The organism is Nitrospira sp., assembly GCA_016788885.1.
GTDB lineage: Bacteria > Nitrospirota > Nitrospiria > Nitrospirales > Nitrospiraceae > Nitrospira_A.
On the sequence record JAEURX010000036.1, the window covers coordinates 148,364 to 164,980 of the forward strand.

Annotated in this window: 17 protein-coding genes; 6 read left to right on the plus strand and 11 right to left on the minus strand. The window is 59.8% G+C overall.

The genetic code is table 11. The features are described from left to right. Positions 1 to 313 precede the first annotated feature (313 nt). The 5 genes from JNL86_09420 to JNL86_09440 all read left to right on the plus strand — a co-directional run bounded on the left by JNL86_09420 (position 314) and on the right by JNL86_09440 (position 7,329). Positions 314 to 688: a CZB domain-containing protein gene (locus tag JNL86_09420; protein MBL8043123.1), complete on the plus strand. Its 375-nt coding sequence runs from the start codon at positions 314 to 316 to the stop codon at positions 686 to 688. A 215-nt stretch (positions 689 to 903) separates the two neighbouring features. After that, complete coding sequence (locus tag JNL86_09425) at positions 904 to 1,332, plus strand: response regulator (protein ID MBL8043124.1); 429 nt, start codon at positions 904 to 906, stop codon at positions 1,330 to 1,332. Beyond that, positions 1,326 to 4,595 carry an efflux RND transporter permease subunit gene (locus JNL86_09430; protein MBL8043125.1) on the plus strand — a complete coding sequence of 1,090 codons (3,270 nt, stop codon included), beginning with the start codon at positions 1,326 to 1,328 and terminating at the stop codon, positions 4,593 to 4,595. Before JNL86_09425 ends, JNL86_09430 begins: the two co-directional genes overlap by 7 nt. Further along, positions 4,595 to 5,893, plus strand: coding sequence for an efflux RND transporter periplasmic adaptor subunit (locus tag JNL86_09435; GenBank protein ID MBL8043126.1), 1,299 nt, complete (start codon positions 4,595 to 4,597; stop codon positions 5,891 to 5,893). The genes JNL86_09430 and JNL86_09435 overlap by 1 nt, the downstream gene beginning before the upstream one ends. Beyond that, positions 5,890 to 7,329 (plus strand): TolC family protein, encoded by a 1,440-nt coding sequence (locus tag JNL86_09440; GenBank protein MBL8043127.1) that lies wholly within the window; start codon positions 5,890 to 5,892, stop codon positions 7,327 to 7,329. The genes JNL86_09435 and JNL86_09440 overlap by 4 nt, the downstream gene beginning before the upstream one ends. A 139-nt stretch (positions 7,330 to 7,468) precedes the next feature. Here the strand turns inward: JNL86_09440 and JNL86_09445 are convergent, their stop codons facing one another. The 11 genes from JNL86_09445 to JNL86_09495 all read right to left on the minus strand — a co-directional run bounded on the left by JNL86_09445 (position 7,469) and on the right by JNL86_09495 (position 15,957). Beyond that, positions 7,469 to 8,167 carry a hypothetical protein gene (locus JNL86_09445; protein MBL8043128.1) on the minus strand — a complete coding sequence of 233 codons (699 nt, stop codon included), beginning with the start codon at positions 8,165 to 8,167 and terminating at the stop codon, positions 7,469 to 7,471. Between the two features lie 40 nt (positions 8,168 to 8,207). Then, a complete protein-coding gene (locus tag JNL86_09450) occupies positions 8,208 to 8,717 on the minus strand; it encodes a peptidylprolyl isomerase (protein MBL8043129.1) in 510 nt (169 codons plus the stop codon). Between the two features lie 18 nt (positions 8,718 to 8,735). Then, positions 8,736 to 9,812: a hypothetical protein gene (locus JNL86_09455; GenBank protein MBL8043130.1), complete on the minus strand. Its 1,077-nt coding sequence runs from the start codon at positions 9,810 to 9,812 to the stop codon at positions 8,736 to 8,738. Positions 9,813 to 9,847: 35 nt separating this feature from the next. Then, positions 9,848 to 10,618 carry a twin-arginine translocase subunit TatC gene (gene tatC, locus JNL86_09460; protein MBL8043131.1) on the minus strand — a complete coding sequence of 257 codons (771 nt, stop codon included), beginning with the start codon at positions 10,616 to 10,618 and terminating at the stop codon, positions 9,848 to 9,850. 100 nt (positions 10,619 to 10,718) lie between these two features. Further along, positions 10,719 to 10,934, minus strand: a complete 216-nt coding sequence (locus JNL86_09465) for a YdcH family protein (protein MBL8043132.1) — start codon at positions 10,932 to 10,934, stop codon at positions 10,719 to 10,721. A gap of 18 nt (positions 10,935 to 10,952) precedes the next feature. Next, complete coding sequence (rimI, locus tag JNL86_09470) at positions 10,953 to 11,507, minus strand: ribosomal protein S18-alanine N-acetyltransferase (GenBank protein MBL8043133.1); 555 nt, start codon at positions 11,505 to 11,507, stop codon at positions 10,953 to 10,955. 27 nt (positions 11,508 to 11,534) lie between these two features. Next, on the minus strand, positions 11,535 to 12,356 hold the full coding sequence (gene tsaB, locus JNL86_09475; protein ID MBL8043134.1) for a tRNA (adenosine(37)-N6)-threonylcarbamoyltransferase complex dimerization subunit type 1 TsaB: 822 nt from the start codon (positions 12,354 to 12,356) through the stop codon (positions 11,535 to 11,537). Further along, the gene (locus JNL86_09480) at positions 12,353 to 13,192 is read right to left on the minus strand and encodes a hypothetical protein (GenBank protein MBL8043135.1); all 840 of its coding nucleotides are present in this window, start codon (positions 13,190 to 13,192) and stop codon (positions 12,353 to 12,355) included. The genes tsaB and JNL86_09480 overlap by 4 nt, the downstream gene beginning before the upstream one ends. 26 nt (positions 13,193 to 13,218) lie before the next feature. Then, on the minus strand, positions 13,219 to 14,580 hold the full coding sequence (radA, locus tag JNL86_09485) for a DNA repair protein RadA (protein ID MBL8043136.1): 1,362 nt from the start codon (positions 14,578 to 14,580) through the stop codon (positions 13,219 to 13,221). A gap of 150 nt (positions 14,581 to 14,730) precedes the next feature. After that, positions 14,731 to 15,453 (minus strand): RNA methyltransferase, encoded by a 723-nt coding sequence (locus JNL86_09490; protein ID MBL8043137.1) that lies wholly within the window; start codon positions 15,451 to 15,453, stop codon positions 14,731 to 14,733. A gap of 162 nt (positions 15,454 to 15,615) precedes the next feature. Next, on the minus strand, positions 15,616 to 15,957 hold the full coding sequence (locus JNL86_09495) for a hypothetical protein (protein ID MBL8043138.1): 342 nt from the start codon (positions 15,955 to 15,957) through the stop codon (positions 15,616 to 15,618). A 175-nt stretch (positions 15,958 to 16,132) separates the two neighbouring features. On the opposite strand from JNL86_09495, the gene JNL86_09500 reads away from it, so the two are divergent. Beyond that, positions 16,133 to 16,603, plus strand: a complete 471-nt coding sequence (locus JNL86_09500; GenBank protein ID MBL8043139.1) for a helix-turn-helix transcriptional regulator — start codon at positions 16,133 to 16,135, stop codon at positions 16,601 to 16,603. Positions 16,604 to 16,617 lie beyond the last annotated feature (14 nt).

The window sequence follows — 16,617 nt, forward strand, 5'->3', positions numbered from 1 at the left end:
AAGTGGCAAAGGGCGAAGAGAGATCTTCTGTGCCCGATCTGATCGTCTGGAACTATGCTATCCACAGCCGCGCTCCAACTGGCCTAGGAAAGGCCCTGGACGCCGATCGACAAATGCCCCGCCGGCGCCTCAGATTTGTCCAGGTATTCCCGTAGTCGCCAAACGTTGTGATCGACGCGACCCTTCGAACACAGCCTGTTGCAGATAAGGCACTTACTGCGGGCGCCGTTCCCCGTTCGCGTTCTCGCTCAAGATTCTCCCGCACCCGTCCGACAGAGGAATGGGAATTCCCTATCATCAATAAGGAGGCGACATGTCACACATCGTGGAACAGATCGATAAGGCGATCGGCGCGCATGGAGCCTGGAAGGTCAAGCTTCGGCAAAATATCGACGGCACCCTGTCGCTGGTCCCTGCTGAGGTCGGCGTGGATAACCGGTGCGAGTTCGGGAAGTGGCTCTACAGCTTGGCCGGCACTGCAGTCGCGAACGATCCCTACTACAAGGACATCCTTGAGCTGCACAAGGCGTTTCATAAAGTTGCGGCCACTGTTGTGACGAAGGTGCAGGCGGGCGATAAGAGCGGAGCAGAATCATCGATCGGGCTGAAGGGCGAGTATACCGTCGCGTCGGCCAAGCTCACGGCAAAAATGATGGAGTGGAAGAAGACGGCGGCAAAGGCTGCGTAGGCCGGCACCCTGTCCAAGCTCTGGAGAAATTCCATGGACCACGGGAGTTTCTCCAGAGTTCTTCCCCGCGTTTGCCGATTTGTTCACCAACCGAACCCGAGCTGCCCGACGTAACAGGTTGTTCGCGCGAACAATTCTAACCCCGATCAGTTTGACATCGCCTCAGGAACGCTCTCTGCAAGGGAAGAGATTCAACCTTTGTGGGCAAGGATCGCATGGCCGCCTCCATACTCCTTATCGACGACAGTCCCGGCGAATGTGAATTATTTCGCCAGGCCCTGACTCAAGCCGGCTATCAGGGCCGTCTGGATATCGTCGAAGGGGGCCGCGCAGCCATGGCCTATCTGAATGATCATCTGCAGAACGACGAGCCGGCGCTGATTCTGCTCGACCTCAAGCTGAGAGGCGAACGGGGCGTGGATGTGCTGAAGCAAGTCAAGCAGGAGGCGCACTTGGCGCAGATTCCTGTCGTCATCCTGACCAGTTCCGACGATACCACCGACGTGCGTGCTTGCTACCAAGCCGGAGCCAATGGGTACGTCGTCAAACCGGGACAGTTCGATGAACTCGTGACGCTCTCCCTGCACCTCTGGAAATTTTGGCTGGAACATAACTGCACCCGACGGATGGCCGCCCCATGTTGACGCGCGCCGCGCTGAAAAATCCCTACGCCGTCTTCGCCTTGTGCATGATCGCCCTGATTCTGGGCGGCGTCTCTTACCAGAAGATGCGCGTGGACATTTTTCCCGACATCAAGCTGCCCTCGATTCTCGTCACCACCTTCTACCGAGGCTTGAGCCCTAGCGAAATGGAAGGCGCGATCAGCTTCCGCCTCGAACAGCGATTCGTGGAAGCCAGTTATGTCGAGCATATCGAATCGCAGTCCCTCGCGGGCATGAGCTACATCAAAGTCTTTTTTCAGCCGGACTACAGCATCGACTCCGCACAATCGGAGCTGACAAGCCTCGCCTATAGCGTCATCCGCACGCTCCCGCCGGGAGTCTACCCTCCGTCGGTCTTTAAGTTCGGCGTTTCGAGCCTGCCGGTCGGCCTGCTCTCCGTCGCGAGCGACTCGCTCGGAGCCAAAGAGATTCGCGATCTGGCTTACTTCACCGTCCGCGGGCAAATCGCCAGCATTCCCGGCATTTCGTTCGGCCCCCCGCTGGGCGGCAAGGTGCGGCAGATTACGGTCTTTCTCGATCAGCAACGCCTCCTCGCGCGCGGCATTTCTCCTTCTGATGTGGTCAACGCCCTCAATAACCAGAACGCCATCATTCCCGCCGGCAACGTCAAGCTCGGCGACCTCGACTACTTTGTGTATTCGAACAGCCTCATCGATGTCGTGGAGAAGATCAACGACCTGCCGATCAAGATCGTCAACGGCACCCCGGTGTTGATCCGCGATATCGGCACAGCCGCGGACAGCGCCGCCGTACAAACCTCGATCGTGCGCGTGAACGGGCGCGAAGCCACCTACATTCCGATCACCAGACAGGAAGGCGCAAACACGCTGGAAGTCACCGACGGCATTCGTGCGAAGCTTCACAAGCTGACGGAGATTCCATCCGACACCACGGTCAAGTTTCTCTACGATCAATCGCTGTATATCCGCCAGTCCATCGCCAATCTTCAAAAGGAAGGACTTCTCGGCGCCGGACTCGCCGGTTTAATGATCTTCATCTTTCTCGCCAGCGTGAAGGCCGCGCTCGTCGTCGGCCTGGCCATTCCCCTTTCGCTCACCGCTGCCCTGGTTGCGCTCTACCTCACCGGTCAGAGTGTGAACATCATGACGCTGGGCGGGTTGGCGCTGGTGATCGGCACGCTGCTCGATAACAACATCGTCGTGCAGGAAAACCTGCACCGGCACCTGGAAATGGGCAAGGACGGGCGCTCGGCAGCGGAAGACAGCGCGATGGAGCTGACGCTTCCCATTCTGGTCGCGACGATCTGCATCCTGATCGTGTACCTGCCCATCATGTTTTTTACCGGCATCATCAAATACCTCTTCGTGCCCCTGGCGATGACCGTCGCGTTTGCCATGCTTGCCGACTATGTCGTCTCCATGTCGGTCACACCGGTGGTGCTGGCCTGGCTCTACCAGGCCGGACAGCGCAAGACTGCCGGCCATGAAGACTCGGCCGACGAGGGATGGTTTCGCTATGTGCTCGCGGTCTATGAACCGTTGTTACAGGGCGGCCTGCGCTTCAAGCCGCTCGTGATCGGCCTGGCGGCCGTCGCGCTGGTCGCAACCGGCGCATTGTTGATTCCCCGCCTGCACACCGAGTTCTTCCCCAAAGTCGACGCAGGCAACTTCACGATGTCGGTCACCGCGCCTGAAGGCTCCCGGATTGAAAAGACCACGGCTATCGTGGGACAGATCGAACAGTTGGTGCACGAGACGATTCCCAAGGCAGATCTGGAAGAAGTGATCTCCAATACCGGGCTCTATTTCGGCGATGCGGCGCGTTTCGCGCCGAACACCGGCAACCACACCGCCTTTGTGCTGGTGAACCTCGTCACCGGACATGAAGGCCATACCGATGACTACATCGCGCAATTGCGCAGCAGACTCAAAGCTTCATTGCCCGGTGTGGAAGTCGCGTTCCAAACCGGCGGTATCATCAACGATGTGTTGAATTTTGGCTTGAAAGCGCCGATCGATATTCAAGTGAAAGGCCCCAGCCTCGACATGATCCGGCCTGTAGCGGAGCGGATTCAACAGCAGATCGCCCAGGTGCCCAATACCGTCGATGTCCGGATCAAACAGGGCAAAAGTTACCCCGAATTGCATATCGATGTGGATCGCACCAAAGCCGCCTATTACGGCATCAACCAGAACCGGGTCGTCGTCGACGTCATTACCGGCATCAGCTCGAACCTGGCCCTCTCGCCTAACTACTGGCTCGATCCGAAAACCGCGAACGGGTATTTCCTCCTGGCGCAGTATCCTGAACAGTCGCTGACGACGACGGAAGATCTGCTGAACATTCCGATCATCGGCGCGCGCACGCCGCTGTTGGGAACCGCCAGTCTCACCGGCGGCGGGATGCTCGGCTCGACCCTCGCGCTGCAGAACACGCCGTTTGCCGGGAGGCAGATGGAGATCACCAGCGGCTACTACGCGTCAAGCGACGACCGACGCGGGCCGCCGGTGATGTTGCGCGATGTGGCGACGTTGAAGTTCAAGACCGGTCCCGATTCGGTGGATCACTACGACCTGTCGCGTCTGATCAACGTGTTGGTCACCCCGGTCGGCAACGACCTTGGGCGTGTCGCCAAGGACATCGAAAAGGTCCTGGCCGGCATCGATCTGCCCAAAGATGTGACGGTGCAATTGCGCGGAGAAGTCGCCAACATGCGGAGCGCGATCCAGAACTTCGCCTTAGCCCTCCCATTAGCTGTGGTCTTGATTTATCTGGTGATGGTCGCGCTGTTCCGTTCCTTTATCGACCCGCTGATCATTCTGGTGGCTGTCCCGCTGGGCTGGATCGGCACCGTCGTGACCCTGCACCTGACGAACACGTCGGTCAACGTGGAGTCGATGATCGGGACGCTGATGATGATGGGCATCGTGGTCTCGAACAGTATTCTGCTCGTCGATTTCGCCAATCGCATGGTCCGGAACGGAGCGACCGCGGCACATGCGGTGCTGGAAGCGGGACGCCGCCGCATCCGTCCGATTCTGATGACGGCGCTGGCAACGATTCTTGGCCTGCTCCCCCTGGCGCTCGGCTTTGGCGAAGGCAATGAAACCATGGTGCCATTGGCGCGCGCAGTGGTGGGAGGACTGGCGGTCAGCACGATCATGACGCTGTTGGTCGTCCCCGTGATGCATAGCCTGGTGCTCTATCGACGCGAGCGGGCCCCGATCTCCGCCACCGCGCCCGCCACTCCGGAGGACATTTGATGGAACGACAGGACGCTCTGCCACACGCGAACACACCGGACGGCCGCAAGGGACGGTGGTTGGGAGCGGCCACACTGTTGCTCCTGCTCGGCGCGGGGTATTGGTATTGGCAGGGTGACGCTGAGCCGACCCCACCGACGCCTCCTGTCACCAGACCTGCGCCACAAGCGGAACAAGCCGCGGGTCCCACTCAAGCGGAATCGGATTCCGCGCCGGTCGATGTCCAGGTCGTCACCCCCACGCGGCGCGACCTGGTGTATACGGTCAAGCTGCCTGCCAACGTCTCGCCGCTCTACCAGACGACGCTGTATGCGAAAGTGTCGGGCTATCTTAAATGGATTGGCCCGGACAAAGGCGATGCCGTGAAGAAGAATGAGGTCGTCGCCGTCATCGACGCTCCTGAGGTGGAGGAGCAGTACCAACAGGCCGTGTCGGACTACAAGATTAAGAAGTTGACGTATGAGCGGCTTGCCAAGGTCTGGAAGGAATCACCGGACGTCATTGCCAAGCAGGACGTGGATGTCGCCGAAGCCTCCTACCAGGGGGCCAAACATCTCATGGAACAGCGTGTCGTGCTGCGGGACTATACCAAGGTCCGCGCTCCGTATGACGGCATCGTCACCGCACGATTCGCGGACCCCGGCGCCCTCATTCAAATCGCCACCTCCTCGGCCACCAGTGCCATTCCGCTGTTTACGATCATGGACCTCAACACCGTGCGGGTCTACGCGAATGTGCCGCAAGACGATAGCCCCTGGGTCGTGGCCGGCAAGACCACAGCCACGGTCAAGGTCACGGAACTCCCCGGCCGCTCATTTACGGGCACTGTCACGCGGTCCACATTGGCACTCGACCCGGCGACCCGAAGCCTCTTGGTCGAAATCGACATCCCGAATTCGGATCATGCACTCCGGCCAGGCACTTTCGCCGAAGTCTCCTTAGGGTTGCGCGAGATTCCCCAAGCCCTTGTGGTTCCGCCGCAGGCCGTCATCAGCACACCCAAAGGAAAGTCCCTGTTTGTCGTCGAAGAGGGTAAGGCCAAGTCCATCGCCGTCCAAACCGGGATCAGCGACGGTCGGTGGATGGAGATCACGGCCGGGTTGCGGGGGGACGAAGAGGTCGTCGCGGTCGGGAAGCGACGCCTGCTGGATGGGACACCGGTGCAACCCTCACCCTTCAACCTGCCGGAGGCCAAGACGTCTCAACAAAAATTCGAGCGGCGCGCGCCGGGAGGCACGCCGCCTCCGCCAGGCAACCCCTTCAACGGAAGCGCGCCGAAGCAAGGAGATCGCCCATGAGATACCCATTGCCGGTCAGCGCGTGCCTCATGCTGGCACTCATGTCGTCAACGGCAAACGTCGAACCTATCGCCTTCGCCGCAGAGACGGATCAGCCGGTGACCTTATCACGCGGAAGTTTTCTCGGGGTACAGCAAGCCGTAGACCTCGCCGTCAAGAACCATCCGATGCTGATTGAGGGCACCGCGAATTTGAAGGCCTCTGAGGCGCGTACCGAACAGGCACGCTCCCTGTACTATCCGCAGGTGTATGCCAACGCCAACACGGTCGCCGGCGCCGGCGTGAGTAATCCGCGTTTCCTGATCGGAGGCGGATTGCTGCGTGAAAATCAAACCACCTTCACCGGCGGCGTCATCGCCAATCAACGCCTCTACGATTTCGGCTATACCAGCAATCTGGTCGAGTCGAACAAACTCGCCGAACGCGCCCAAGGGCAGGATGTAAACGCGAGACGCGCCCTGGTGCTCCTGTATGTACAGCGCGCATACCTGAACAGTCTGAAGCGCAATCGCCTGGTACAGATTGCCGAGGAGACGGTTCGTGAACGCGGCATCATCGCCGGACAAATCGAAACGTTGTATCGCCAGCAACTGAAATCCAAACTCGACTTCGACCTGGCGCGTGTCGAGCTGGTCAATGCACAATCGCTCCTGGTGCGCAGCCGGAACGATCTCAAGGCCAGCTTCGCCGACCTGAATCGGACGATGGGGATCGTAGGGGCCGACGACTACGTGCTGGAGGATATTTCCGTCGCCGTACGTCCGCAGAAAACGCTGGAGACCCTGATCAACGAAAGCCTTTCCCATCCCGAAGTCAAACGGGCTAAGGAGCAGACCGCCTCCGCCGATGCGCGACTCACGGCGACCAAACGCCAATACCTCCCGACGGTGTCGGCGATCGCGAGCGGCGGCACCTTCGACCCTTTTGATCCGCGCCAGAATCAACAGACCGGCGGCTGGTGGATGGCCGGCGCGATGGTCTCCATGCCCCTCTTCACCGGATTCCTGATCGAAAACCAGGTCGTGGAGGCCAACGCCAATCGGCAGGCGGCATCGGCTGCGACTACGAATGTGGAGCAGGCGCTGACGCAGCAGGTGACCAATGCGTATCTCGACACCCTCACCTTCGCGCAGCAGATCGCGCTCGCAGAAGAACAGGTCAAGACCGCACAGGAGGCGTTGCAGCTCTCGAAGCAGCGATACAAGCTCGGCTTGGGGACGGTGGTGGAAGTCACTCAATCAGAGGTGGCGCTCACGGCGGCACAAACACGATTGGCGGAAACGCAGTACGACTACAAGATTGCGGAGGTCACCCTCGCCTACACCTCCCAAGGAGACGATACCGGTCGAATTCTCCTGTTGAGTCGCGCCGCGAATACCCCTCGAGTTCCAGAGGGAGTCAGCCGTGTGGAAGGCCCACCCTCCACCGCCAATTGACCGGCTCACGCCCTCGCGCGTTGCCGGCGCCGATCATTCAGACTCTGCTGGCGCCGGTCTCGGGCAGACCTGTCAATCCACTCAGACCACACGCGCCAGCCTGGTGCGATGAGCGCTTTTCCGCCGATCGAGCGGAACATCACACAGTTTGGCCAGGGAACACAATCGAGAGGTCGATGACGAGTTCGTCTTTGGAGTTGGCAAGAAGCCAGTCCCAGAGACTGGTGGTTTGTTGCACCCTGGCCTGGTCCAGGTCGAAGAAGAGATCGAACCCCTTGGAAATGATGGGGTTCATGGGATATCGGCGATCGTAGATCATGCCATAGGCCGGAATGCCGTACAGAGTCTGCCAATTCCCGAGAATGAAGTGGAGTTCAGTGCCGCGGACGTAGAGCCCGCCTGAGGTAATGATGCGTTTCACCGATGTCTGCGGCTGGCTCAGATAATACGTCACTCGCTCATTTTCCCTGGCCAGCCGCAAGGCCTCGACCAATTGCGGCACCAGAATCGTAATTTCTCCATCACGAAACATCGGCAGGCGCCGCGATTCCCCCCCGATCCAGCGCTGTACCGCCGTCTGGTGCTCCTGCACGGTGAGCCCCATCAGCACCCGCCGGATCTGGTCATGGGAGAACTGCGCCGGATGCGTAAAATGCCCCGGCGGCCATTCCGGCAGCACGTTCGCATCCAGCTCCAGCCTGACAAAATTGACGGGATCTTCGTAGACGGTTCGCGAGGGGACCTGAGGGATCGCGCAGCCAAGCGTGGTCAACACCCAGAACACCCTCACCAGATACCGGGCAAGCACAGCAACACGACATTCGAATGGTTGTCTCATGCCCCTCAGCACTGGTGACCGTGTCCCTGCGACCAACTCGTTATTCCGTGATCGTCACCGTCATTTCGACGCGTTCCAACGGATTGTCGCGTCCATCGCGTTTGGCTGACACGACCTTATCGACCACTTCGAGACCGCTCTGCACTTCGCCAAACACCGTGTATTGCCAATCCAAAAAGTTGGCGTCATTCACGCAGATAAAAAACTGCGATCCGGCGCTGTTCGGATCGTTGGCGCGCGCCATGGAAAGGGTCCCCCGCTTGTGCGGCTTACTGTTGAACTCGGCATTCACGTGGTAGCCTGGTCCACCCATGCCGTGCGATCCACGATCCGCATTCTTGCTGTTGGGATCCCCGCCTTGAATCATGAATCCGGGAATGACTCGATGGAACGTGGTACCGTTGTAGAATCCCTTCTTCGCCAGATCAACGAAATTTTTCACGTGATTGGGCGCCACGTCCGGAAAAAAGCGCAGGACGATCTGCCCCCAGGGCTCATTCTTCGATGTCACGGTAATAGTGGCTTGCTGTGAACCGGTTTGTGCCGACATCTCGTATCCTTTCCTCACTCAGTTAAACTTGAATGGCGCGATGCTCTCCCCTTCCAATCCCTGACTCACGGCCGTCCAGGTGAGGCCGTCATCATCGCTGCGAAAGACCCCGGAGCTGGTCCCGGCATAGAAGCCGCCTTTTTCGCCCTCGATCAAAACCTGCACCGAAAGATTGCTCAGCCCCTTGTTCAGAGGTACCCATTGTCGCCCCTTATCGACGGTCTTGAAAATACCGCGACCTGTGGCCACATACACTCCGCGCTCGTTGCTGATGAGACCACGGATCGAATCGTTCGGCAGGGCCCGACTGATCGGCAGCCAGGTTTTGCCGCCGTCACCGCTGCGGAAGACACCACCGTCGAACGTACCTGCATACACACCCTGTTCCTTGTCGACGGCCAGCACACGGATAAAATTCTCCACGAGCCCTTCATGGTCCTTTAACCCCTGCCGGAGACGTGTCCATCCCGGAGTCCGTTCCTTCAAGCTATGTACCCCCTTGCCGGACGTGCCGGCATAGAGCGTGCCGTCATTGGTGCGTGCGAGGGCATGCACGAGAATTTCGTCCAACCCGGGACTGACCGTCTTCCATTGATCCTGCGCGGCATTCAACAAATAGACTCCGTCCCCGGTCCCGGCATACAGTCCCTTGGCATCCATCATCAGCACTTTGATTTCAAGGCGCTTCAACCCGTTATTGATCGCGTGCCAAGTTTTTCCCCCGTCACGCGAGCGGAAGACGCCGCCGCGAAACGTTCCCGCATAAATGGCGCCGTCTTTTCCGGTGGTGAGGCAGAGCACAAACGGATCGGTGAGTCCGTCGTTCACGGACGACCAGGATGCTCCCCGATCGCTACTGCGAAAAATGCCCATCCCAAACGATCCGGCGTAGATCACCCCGCCGGAGCCGGAAGCCAACGCTTGAATACTCGTATTGCCGATGTCGGAAGATCCGGCCGGCTCCTGCCCTGGATGAGCCTGCTCCAGTTTCGAAGACCCACTACTCTCATTGCCGCCCGAAAAGGAGACAGCCTGCGCAACCCCATACAGACTGCCGACTGAGAGCGCCGTCAGCACGATGATGCGACGCAGCATAATGAGTCCACCCTTTGCAAATTGTGAACACCGGATCAGCGGACGCGATGACCGGCGGTACCAATGGGTATATCAGGGTCGAGGGGCAAATTCATGTCGGGTGCCGGGCCCGTCGCCCGTCCGAAGATCTTCGCCCCGATGATCCCGATTTCATAGAGTACCATGAGCGGGACGGCCATGAGCAACATGGTGAAGAGCGTGGCATCGGGGGTCACGACGGCTGAAATGATCAGCGCCGCCATGATGGCATGCTTGCGGTAATGCGCCAGCGCCGCCGCCGACACTACTCCAACCCTCGACAGCAGCGTGAGGACCAGCGGCAGCTCAAAGGCGCAGCCAAAGATCAGCAGAAATTTGACGTTGAAATCGATATAGGTCCCCACGCCCAAGGCCGGTGTAATGTCGCGATCCATACCGAAGCTCACGAAGAAATCGATGACCAGGGGGAGGATGACGAGATTGCAAAAGACCAGGCCCAGCGCAAAGAGCAACGCGGCCAGCAGGAACATGGGAATAGCCCAGCGTTGCTCCTTGGGGAGCAACGCTGGTTCGATAAATTTCCAGACCTGGTAGAAGACGACCGGCAGGCTCAGGATGATGCCGGCCAGGAACGACACCTTGATGGAGGCGAACAGCGCCTCCGTCGGTCCATAAAACACCAGTTGGTTGGGGAAGGGCCGGTTCAACCAGGCGACCATGTCAGAGGAGTAGGCAAACGCCGTCGCAAACGCGACGCCCAAGGTCACCGCGATGATCAGCAGCCGCTTCTTCAGCGACTGAATATGGGCGGCCAGTGGTGCGAGCATTGCCTGTCTGAATAAGCGCCCGGTCTCTCCGACCCGTCACGTCCGGCTCTGCCCGCGCGGAGCAACACAACGAGTGCGGGGCGGAATTCCCCGCCCCGCGTTAGCGCGAGGCTCGAATGAATTCGGCGATCTTGTCCTTGGTGGCCAACTTTTCTTTCTGCAGCTGTTTCTTCAGTACTTCTTCCGCCGGCGTGAGCACATGCCGTCGTTGCAAATCAGCCAGCTCCGCGTCAAGGCGATGGTGAGATTCTTCAAGCGCCCGGAACTCTGTGTTGGACCGCCGTAACCGCTCAGTGATCGCCGTCTCCGTCTGCATGTCGCACCTCCTGGTTGACTACATACGTTCGTGGATGACCGTCGTGTTACCCGCCTCCCGGAGAGGAGCCTCCCCGGGCGGACCGCACAAAGCACTCACCTCCAGCGGCGCCATGTCCATCAGCACCGCATCTTCTTCAGGATTCACATAATAGCGCGCCCGCGTGGCCGTATGACGAAACCCCAGCTGCTGATACAGATTCCTGGCCTCCTGATTGGACGCCCGCACCTCCAACATGGCCCGACTCGCCCCGCGCTCTACCCCCGCTCGAAGGGCCGCACAGACCAGCTTGGTCGCGACGCCTCGACGCCGGAACGGGGCCAGCACCGCGAGGTTCATCAACCGGAGTTCCTCGAATACAATCCAGTAGCAGAAGTACCCGGCAATGACGCAGGCGCCCGACTGCAGGTCGGAACATTTCGCGATCAGGAAATGGGCAAATTGGTTGCCGGACAGTTCCGCCGCCAACATTTTGCGCGTCCAGGGGGCCGAGAAGCAAGCCTGTTCGATGGCCCACACTTCGTCTAAGACCTCTGGAGTTGCCGACTCAATAATGACCGAATCCGATGCCATCTTCAGCGCCCTGCTCCACATTGCTGCCTACTTCCGCGTTTGAGAATCATGGCTGTTCCGGCCCCCCTGTTTCCGCCGTGCCAACTTATCGGCCACTCGCTGCCGTCGCCGTTCCAGCGCCGACACACCCTGTAATTCCTCGAACTTGACCTCCGCTTCCGTGCGCTGCACATACCGCGGAACCAAGGCCTCATTTCTCACAATACCCGTCGCCCGACGCAATCTCGCGGCTAGACCGATGCTGACAGCCGAAGGACGCTGACGCTCCGCCTCAACCTCCCGTACTTGTGCACCAGTCGTGGCCACGGCCTGACGGATGTCCCGTTCATAGGCCTGCCAACCATCTCCAAACAGCGTGACCGCATCGACTCCCTTGCAGGCTCGGGCAACGGACGCCGGTGGCCCGACCTGTTCGGTCATCAGAGTCTGCAACCCTGTGCCCGGGCGCCACTCGTAGGCCCCCCAGTACACCTCGTTGTGACGGCTCTTCAGCACCGGAACCAACACCCCCTGCCCATCGCGCAGGTTCCAGGCCATGGCCTCCAGCGTCGGGACCGAAATGATCGATGTCCCCAGCACGGCCCGAAACCCCAACACCGTCGCAAGACCGACACGAAGTCCGGTAAACGAGCCGGGGCCGATCGACACCGCAAATCCTTGGAGATCCCTCAATGTGAGGCCTCCCTCTCGCAGCACACGATCAATGGCGCCCATCAGCGAACGCGCGTGCGAGCCGGCCGCATCCTGTTCCGCTAAGGCGCACACGTCTTCGCCTCGCAGCAGGGCCACGCTTTGCCACGCCGTCGCAGTATCAATGGCCAAAAGATGGTCCGCCGATTGCACCATCATACCCGTCCAAGTTCACTCGGTTTGATCGGCTCATTCGGCACCAGCTCGTGAAACGTCACCTGAAGACTACCCGAGCCCTGCCCGTCGGTCATACGAATGGCAAAGGGGCGCATGATGCGCTTGTCGCCCGAAGGAGATTGGCCGTTCGATGCCGGCGTCACTTCCGGCACGGCACCGACTGCGCGATAGTCATCAAATTGCATCGTCGCCTCGATGTCGCCTGCCGAGGTCAGCCGTTCCTCCTGCACCACCAACAAATTCCGCCGATCAAACCAGATTCGCCGACTGACAAAGGGTGCCGCACCATTCGAGGTCGCCGCCGTCAGCACATCGAGCCGATAGCGGGCCCCATCTTCCGACAATCGAACCTGGTCCTGCGCTCCCACAGCCTGTGTACCGATAATGCCGCTCATGGCCCAGACGCTCAGCTGAAACGGACGCGTCAGCTGCCCGAGTTGATCGGCCTCCGACGGACGACCGGTGACTTCCCTCCCCATGGTCGGCAGCCTGAGCTTAAACTGATCCTCGATCTGCACGAACTCGAAAATCTCACTCCCCACGGCCGAAAACCCTCGTAACCGAATGGCGTTGGGGCGTTGATAAAACACCGTGCCCTGGACGCGCTGGCCGATGGGCAGGATACCGCCGGTGATCTTCGCGCTGAAGAGGCCTTTGATGGTGCGCACCTCACCGGCCTGCTCCTGCAGGAGCGCGATGAGCTGTTCCGCCGTCGCCTGTTGGAGCACGACCGTGTCGCTCGGACCGAACAGCGTGCAACCGGAGAGGCTGAGGACCACGAGCATGACGGCATACATCAGGTGGCGCGCTCGTTTCACATTTTCCTTCTTACGTCTCACGCCCCTCACACCAGCACCGCATCCAACGCGTCTCCCACTTCTCGAATGCCGACCAATTCAATGCCCTCGACCGGGTCTAACTTCGCCACGTTCCGTTCCGGCAAGAGACACCGTTTGAAGCCCATCTTGGCCGCCTCGCGAATGCGTAGTTCGGCCTGGCTGATCGCCCTGACCTCCCCGCCGAGGCCCACTTCCCCCATGACCAGCGTTGTAAAGTCGATCGGGCACTCGCGCAAACTTGAGGTCACGGCGGCCACGATACCCAGATCAATCGCCGGTTCATCGATATGAATCCCGCCGACCACGTTCACATAGACATCCTGCCCCGAGAGATGCATGCCCAGGCGCTTTTCCATCACCGCCAGCAGCAGCGAGAGACGGTTGGCTTCCACGCCGTTGGCCATTCGCTTCGGCATGGGATAATTCGTCCCGGACACCAAGGCTTGCAGTTCCACGAGGATCGGCCGCGTGCCCTCCAGACTCGAGACCACCACCGAGCCGGTGCTGCGTTGAGGTCGCTCGGCCAGAAACAGTTCAGACGGATTGCTGACTTCCTCCAGCCCGCCGTCCTTCATTTCGAACACCCCGATCTCGTTCGTGGACCCGAACCGGTTTTTCACCGCACGCAAAATGCGGAAGCTATGACTTTTGTCGCCCTCGAAATACAGCACCGTATCGACGATATGTTCCAGCAAGCGTGGGCCCGCGATCGCCCCCTCCTTCGTCACATGCCCGATAATAAACACCGGCACGTTGTTGCGCTTGGCGAACCACATCAACTGCCCGGCCACTTCCTGCACCTGGCTGATACTGCCCGGCGCCGAGGTCAGTTGCTCGGTATAGACGGTCTGAATCGAATCCACGACGACCGCCGCCGGCTTGATCTCTTGAATGGCTTTGAGAATGTGCTCGAGGGACGTTTCTCCGAGAATGAGGAGGTGCTTGCCGCCGATGCCAAGCCGTTCACCCCGCATCTTGATCTGCCGGGGGGACTCTTCACCGGAGACATACAACACCTGTTCGCCCGATTCAGCCAACAGAGGCAAGGCCTGCAACAATAACGTGGTCTTTCCAATACCAGGGTCGCCGCCGATCAACATGACCGAACCGGGCACGACACCGCCGCCCAGGACCCGGTCGAACTCGCCCATTCCCGTGCTGTGTCTGGGCTCGCCCACGATTTCGATATCGGAGATGGGAGTGGCGACGGCCGTGGCCGCCTTCGCGAGGCCCTGCCGGCCCTTCGGAGCCGGAGCCACCCGCTCCTCCTTGAAGCTGTTCCACCCCCCACAGTCCGGGCAGCGTCCGAGCCAACGCGGCGCTTGATGCCCGCAAGCCTGACAATGGAACGTAGTTTTTTCCTTCATCCGCCTGGATTCCCTCACGAAAAGAGCTACGCCCATCGTAAAGGAAACGGGGCAGAAAAAGGAAGGACGACAGAAGCCCAGAAGGTCTACTGTCCAGGGCAGACCACCTGGCCTGCCGTGACCGGAGAAGGCCCGTGAAGAATTGATCGGCTACGGTTGCGAAGACGCGATGGGAAGGCCGGAGAAGTGAAATAGTGCGATGGCAGCAGCGGTCGCCGCATTGAGGGATTCAACACCCGGTTTTAATGGAATGGTAAACCGGACTGTAGCGGCCTTCAGTACGGCCTCCGACAGCCCCCGACTTTCACTCCCGATGGCCACGATGGTTCGTGCCGGTCGCGCCTGGATCGATCGAATGGGGACAGTCCCTTCTCCAACCTCAACGTTGGCAGCCATAATCGTACAACCGAGCTGCAGCAACTGTTCTGCCGAGGTATGGGAAAAAATCGGCAGCTGAAACAACGTGCCGGCGGTCCCACGCACAACTTTCGGATTAAACACGTCGACCGAATGCGGCGCCATCCAGAGGGCGTTCACATCGAACCCTGCGGCCGTCCGGATGATCGTTCCGATGTTCGCCGGATCTTGCAACATGTCGCCGTACAGGCCGAACATCGTGGGCTGCGCCAATACCGCGGCCTGATCCCACGTCGGCTGATGCACGATCGCCAGCGCGCCACCGGATGTTTCGACCTGGGACAGCTGAGCCAGCGTGTCTTCCGGGCAGCCGTAGAGCGTACACCGGCTTTCCAGGAACAGATCCCTGATCTCAGGTGGCTGGCGTTCGAGAAACCCCGGCGCCACAATCACACAGACAAAACGATTGGGAGCCGAGCGTAACAACTCCACGATGGGCTTCGTACCTTCGAGCACGAAGACTCGTTCGCGGTCACGTGTCCGCTTTGTCTTGATGACATCCCGGATGTGCGAGAGATAATTACGAGAAACAATACGGAGTAAGGAGGTCAAGGTTACCCAGGTAGGAGTCACACCGGCAGGGGGCCCGGCCTTATCGACCAAGCCCCTGCCATCGCGCTATTTGCGTTTTTTCCCGGAGGCGGCTTCTGCGGCGCGAATGCGTTGCGCACGAACCTTCGCCCGCTTGAGAGCGGACAGTTTGCCGCGTGTGCGATCACGTTCGGCCTTCAATCGCTCCAGTTGCGCACGAAGATGCACGCGTTCTTCTTTGTAAATACTGGCGCATTCCGCTGCGGACAGGGTGGTCCAGTCTCCCGTTCCACGGGCCCGCTTGATTCGCGCCTCCAAGGATTCCCGCAGGAGCTTTTCACGCATCGACATCAAAGACTGCAAGGCTTCCTGCCGCCGCTGGACTTCTTCCTCTTCGGCCATAATGCCGCGAATGTCGGTTCCTAACATCGGCTGATCCTCCTCGCTGAGAATATCAACAACAACGGGCCATTCTACCCGATTTCATCGTCTCTGTTCCACCCAGGAGAATGGCGCCTAAGGCATTGATGTTGCTAGCAAGTGCGGAACGGCTCTTAGAATCAACAGGTTGCAGGGCAGAAACGGGATGCAGTAATATCCCGCCATGCCACACATTGGAACTCTGATTCGTGCCTGGCGGGTGTCTCAACAATGTTCCGAACAGGCCTTCGCCCAACGAGCCGGCATTGACGCCGGTCTGTTGGAATCACTGGAGGCGGAGCAGGCCGATCCCAACGCATCGACACTCGAAGCTCTGGCCGGTGCCCTGAAGATTCCTCTCCCCTGGCTCTTTATCCACCCCACAGAACTAGACCTCCTGTGTAATGATGATGAAGAAGAAGGCGCCTCCCTGTCCACCTTGACCGGGGCTGATCCCGTGTTGGAAAGGCTGCTTCTGGCCGCGGGTCACGACCGTACCCTGTACGTGCTCCTCACGGCACTGATTCAAAGTGGGGAGCCGAAGCTCCTGCGCGCAGCGGAAGTGAGTCTCCGCAGCCTGGTCAAACAATCCAAGCAGGCCACGGTCCCCTGGCAATCACGTCCGCCTGGACACTTCGAGCCGCCCAGCGACTAGTCCACTGAACCGCA

What these genes read in the sequence shown, in the direction of transcription:
- JNL86_09420 (MBL8043123.1), top strand. Translation starts at nt 314, where the DNA reads ATGTCACACATCGTGGAACAGATCGATAAGGCGATCGGCGCGCATGGA.
- JNL86_09425 (MBL8043124.1), top strand. Translation starts at nt 904, where the DNA reads ATGGCCGCCTCCATACTCCTTATCGACGACAGTCCCGGCGAATGTGAA.
- JNL86_09430 (MBL8043125.1), top strand. Translation starts at nt 1,326, where the DNA reads ATGTTGACGCGCGCCGCGCTGAAAAATCCCTACGCCGTCTTCGCCTTG.
- JNL86_09435 (MBL8043126.1), top strand. Translation starts at nt 4,595, where the DNA reads ATGGAACGACAGGACGCTCTGCCACACGCGAACACACCGGACGGCCGC.
- JNL86_09440 (MBL8043127.1), top strand. Translation starts at nt 5,890, where the DNA reads ATGAGATACCCATTGCCGGTCAGCGCGTGCCTCATGCTGGCACTCATG.
- JNL86_09445 (MBL8043128.1), bottom strand. Translation starts at nt 8,167, where the DNA reads ATGAGACAACCATTCGAATGTCGTGTTGCTGTGCTTGCCCGGTATCTG.
- JNL86_09450 (MBL8043129.1), bottom strand. Translation starts at nt 8,717, where the DNA reads ATGTCGGCACAAACCGGTTCACAGCAAGCCACTATTACCGTGACATCG.
- JNL86_09455 (MBL8043130.1), bottom strand. Translation starts at nt 9,812, where the DNA reads ATGCTGCGTCGCATCATCGTGCTGACGGCGCTCTCAGTCGGCAGTCTG.
- tatC (MBL8043131.1), bottom strand. Translation starts at nt 10,618, where the DNA reads ATGCTCGCACCACTGGCCGCCCATATTCAGTCGCTGAAGAAGCGGCTG.
- JNL86_09465 (MBL8043132.1), bottom strand. Translation starts at nt 10,934, where the DNA reads ATGCAGACGGAGACGGCGATCACTGAGCGGTTACGGCGGTCCAACACA.
- rimI (MBL8043133.1), bottom strand. Translation starts at nt 11,507, where the DNA reads ATGGCATCGGATTCGGTCATTATTGAGTCGGCAACTCCAGAGGTCTTA.
- tsaB (MBL8043134.1), bottom strand. Translation starts at nt 12,356, where the DNA reads ATGATGGTGCAATCGGCGGACCATCTTTTGGCCATTGATACTGCGACG.
- radA (MBL8043136.1), bottom strand. Translation starts at nt 14,580, where the DNA reads ATGAAGGAAAAAACTACGTTCCATTGTCAGGCTTGCGGGCATCAAGCG.
- JNL86_09495 (MBL8043138.1), bottom strand. Translation starts at nt 15,957, where the DNA reads ATGTTAGGAACCGACATTCGCGGCATTATGGCCGAAGAGGAAGAAGTC.
- JNL86_09500 (MBL8043139.1), top strand. Translation starts at nt 16,133, where the DNA reads ATGCCACACATTGGAACTCTGATTCGTGCCTGGCGGGTGTCTCAACAA.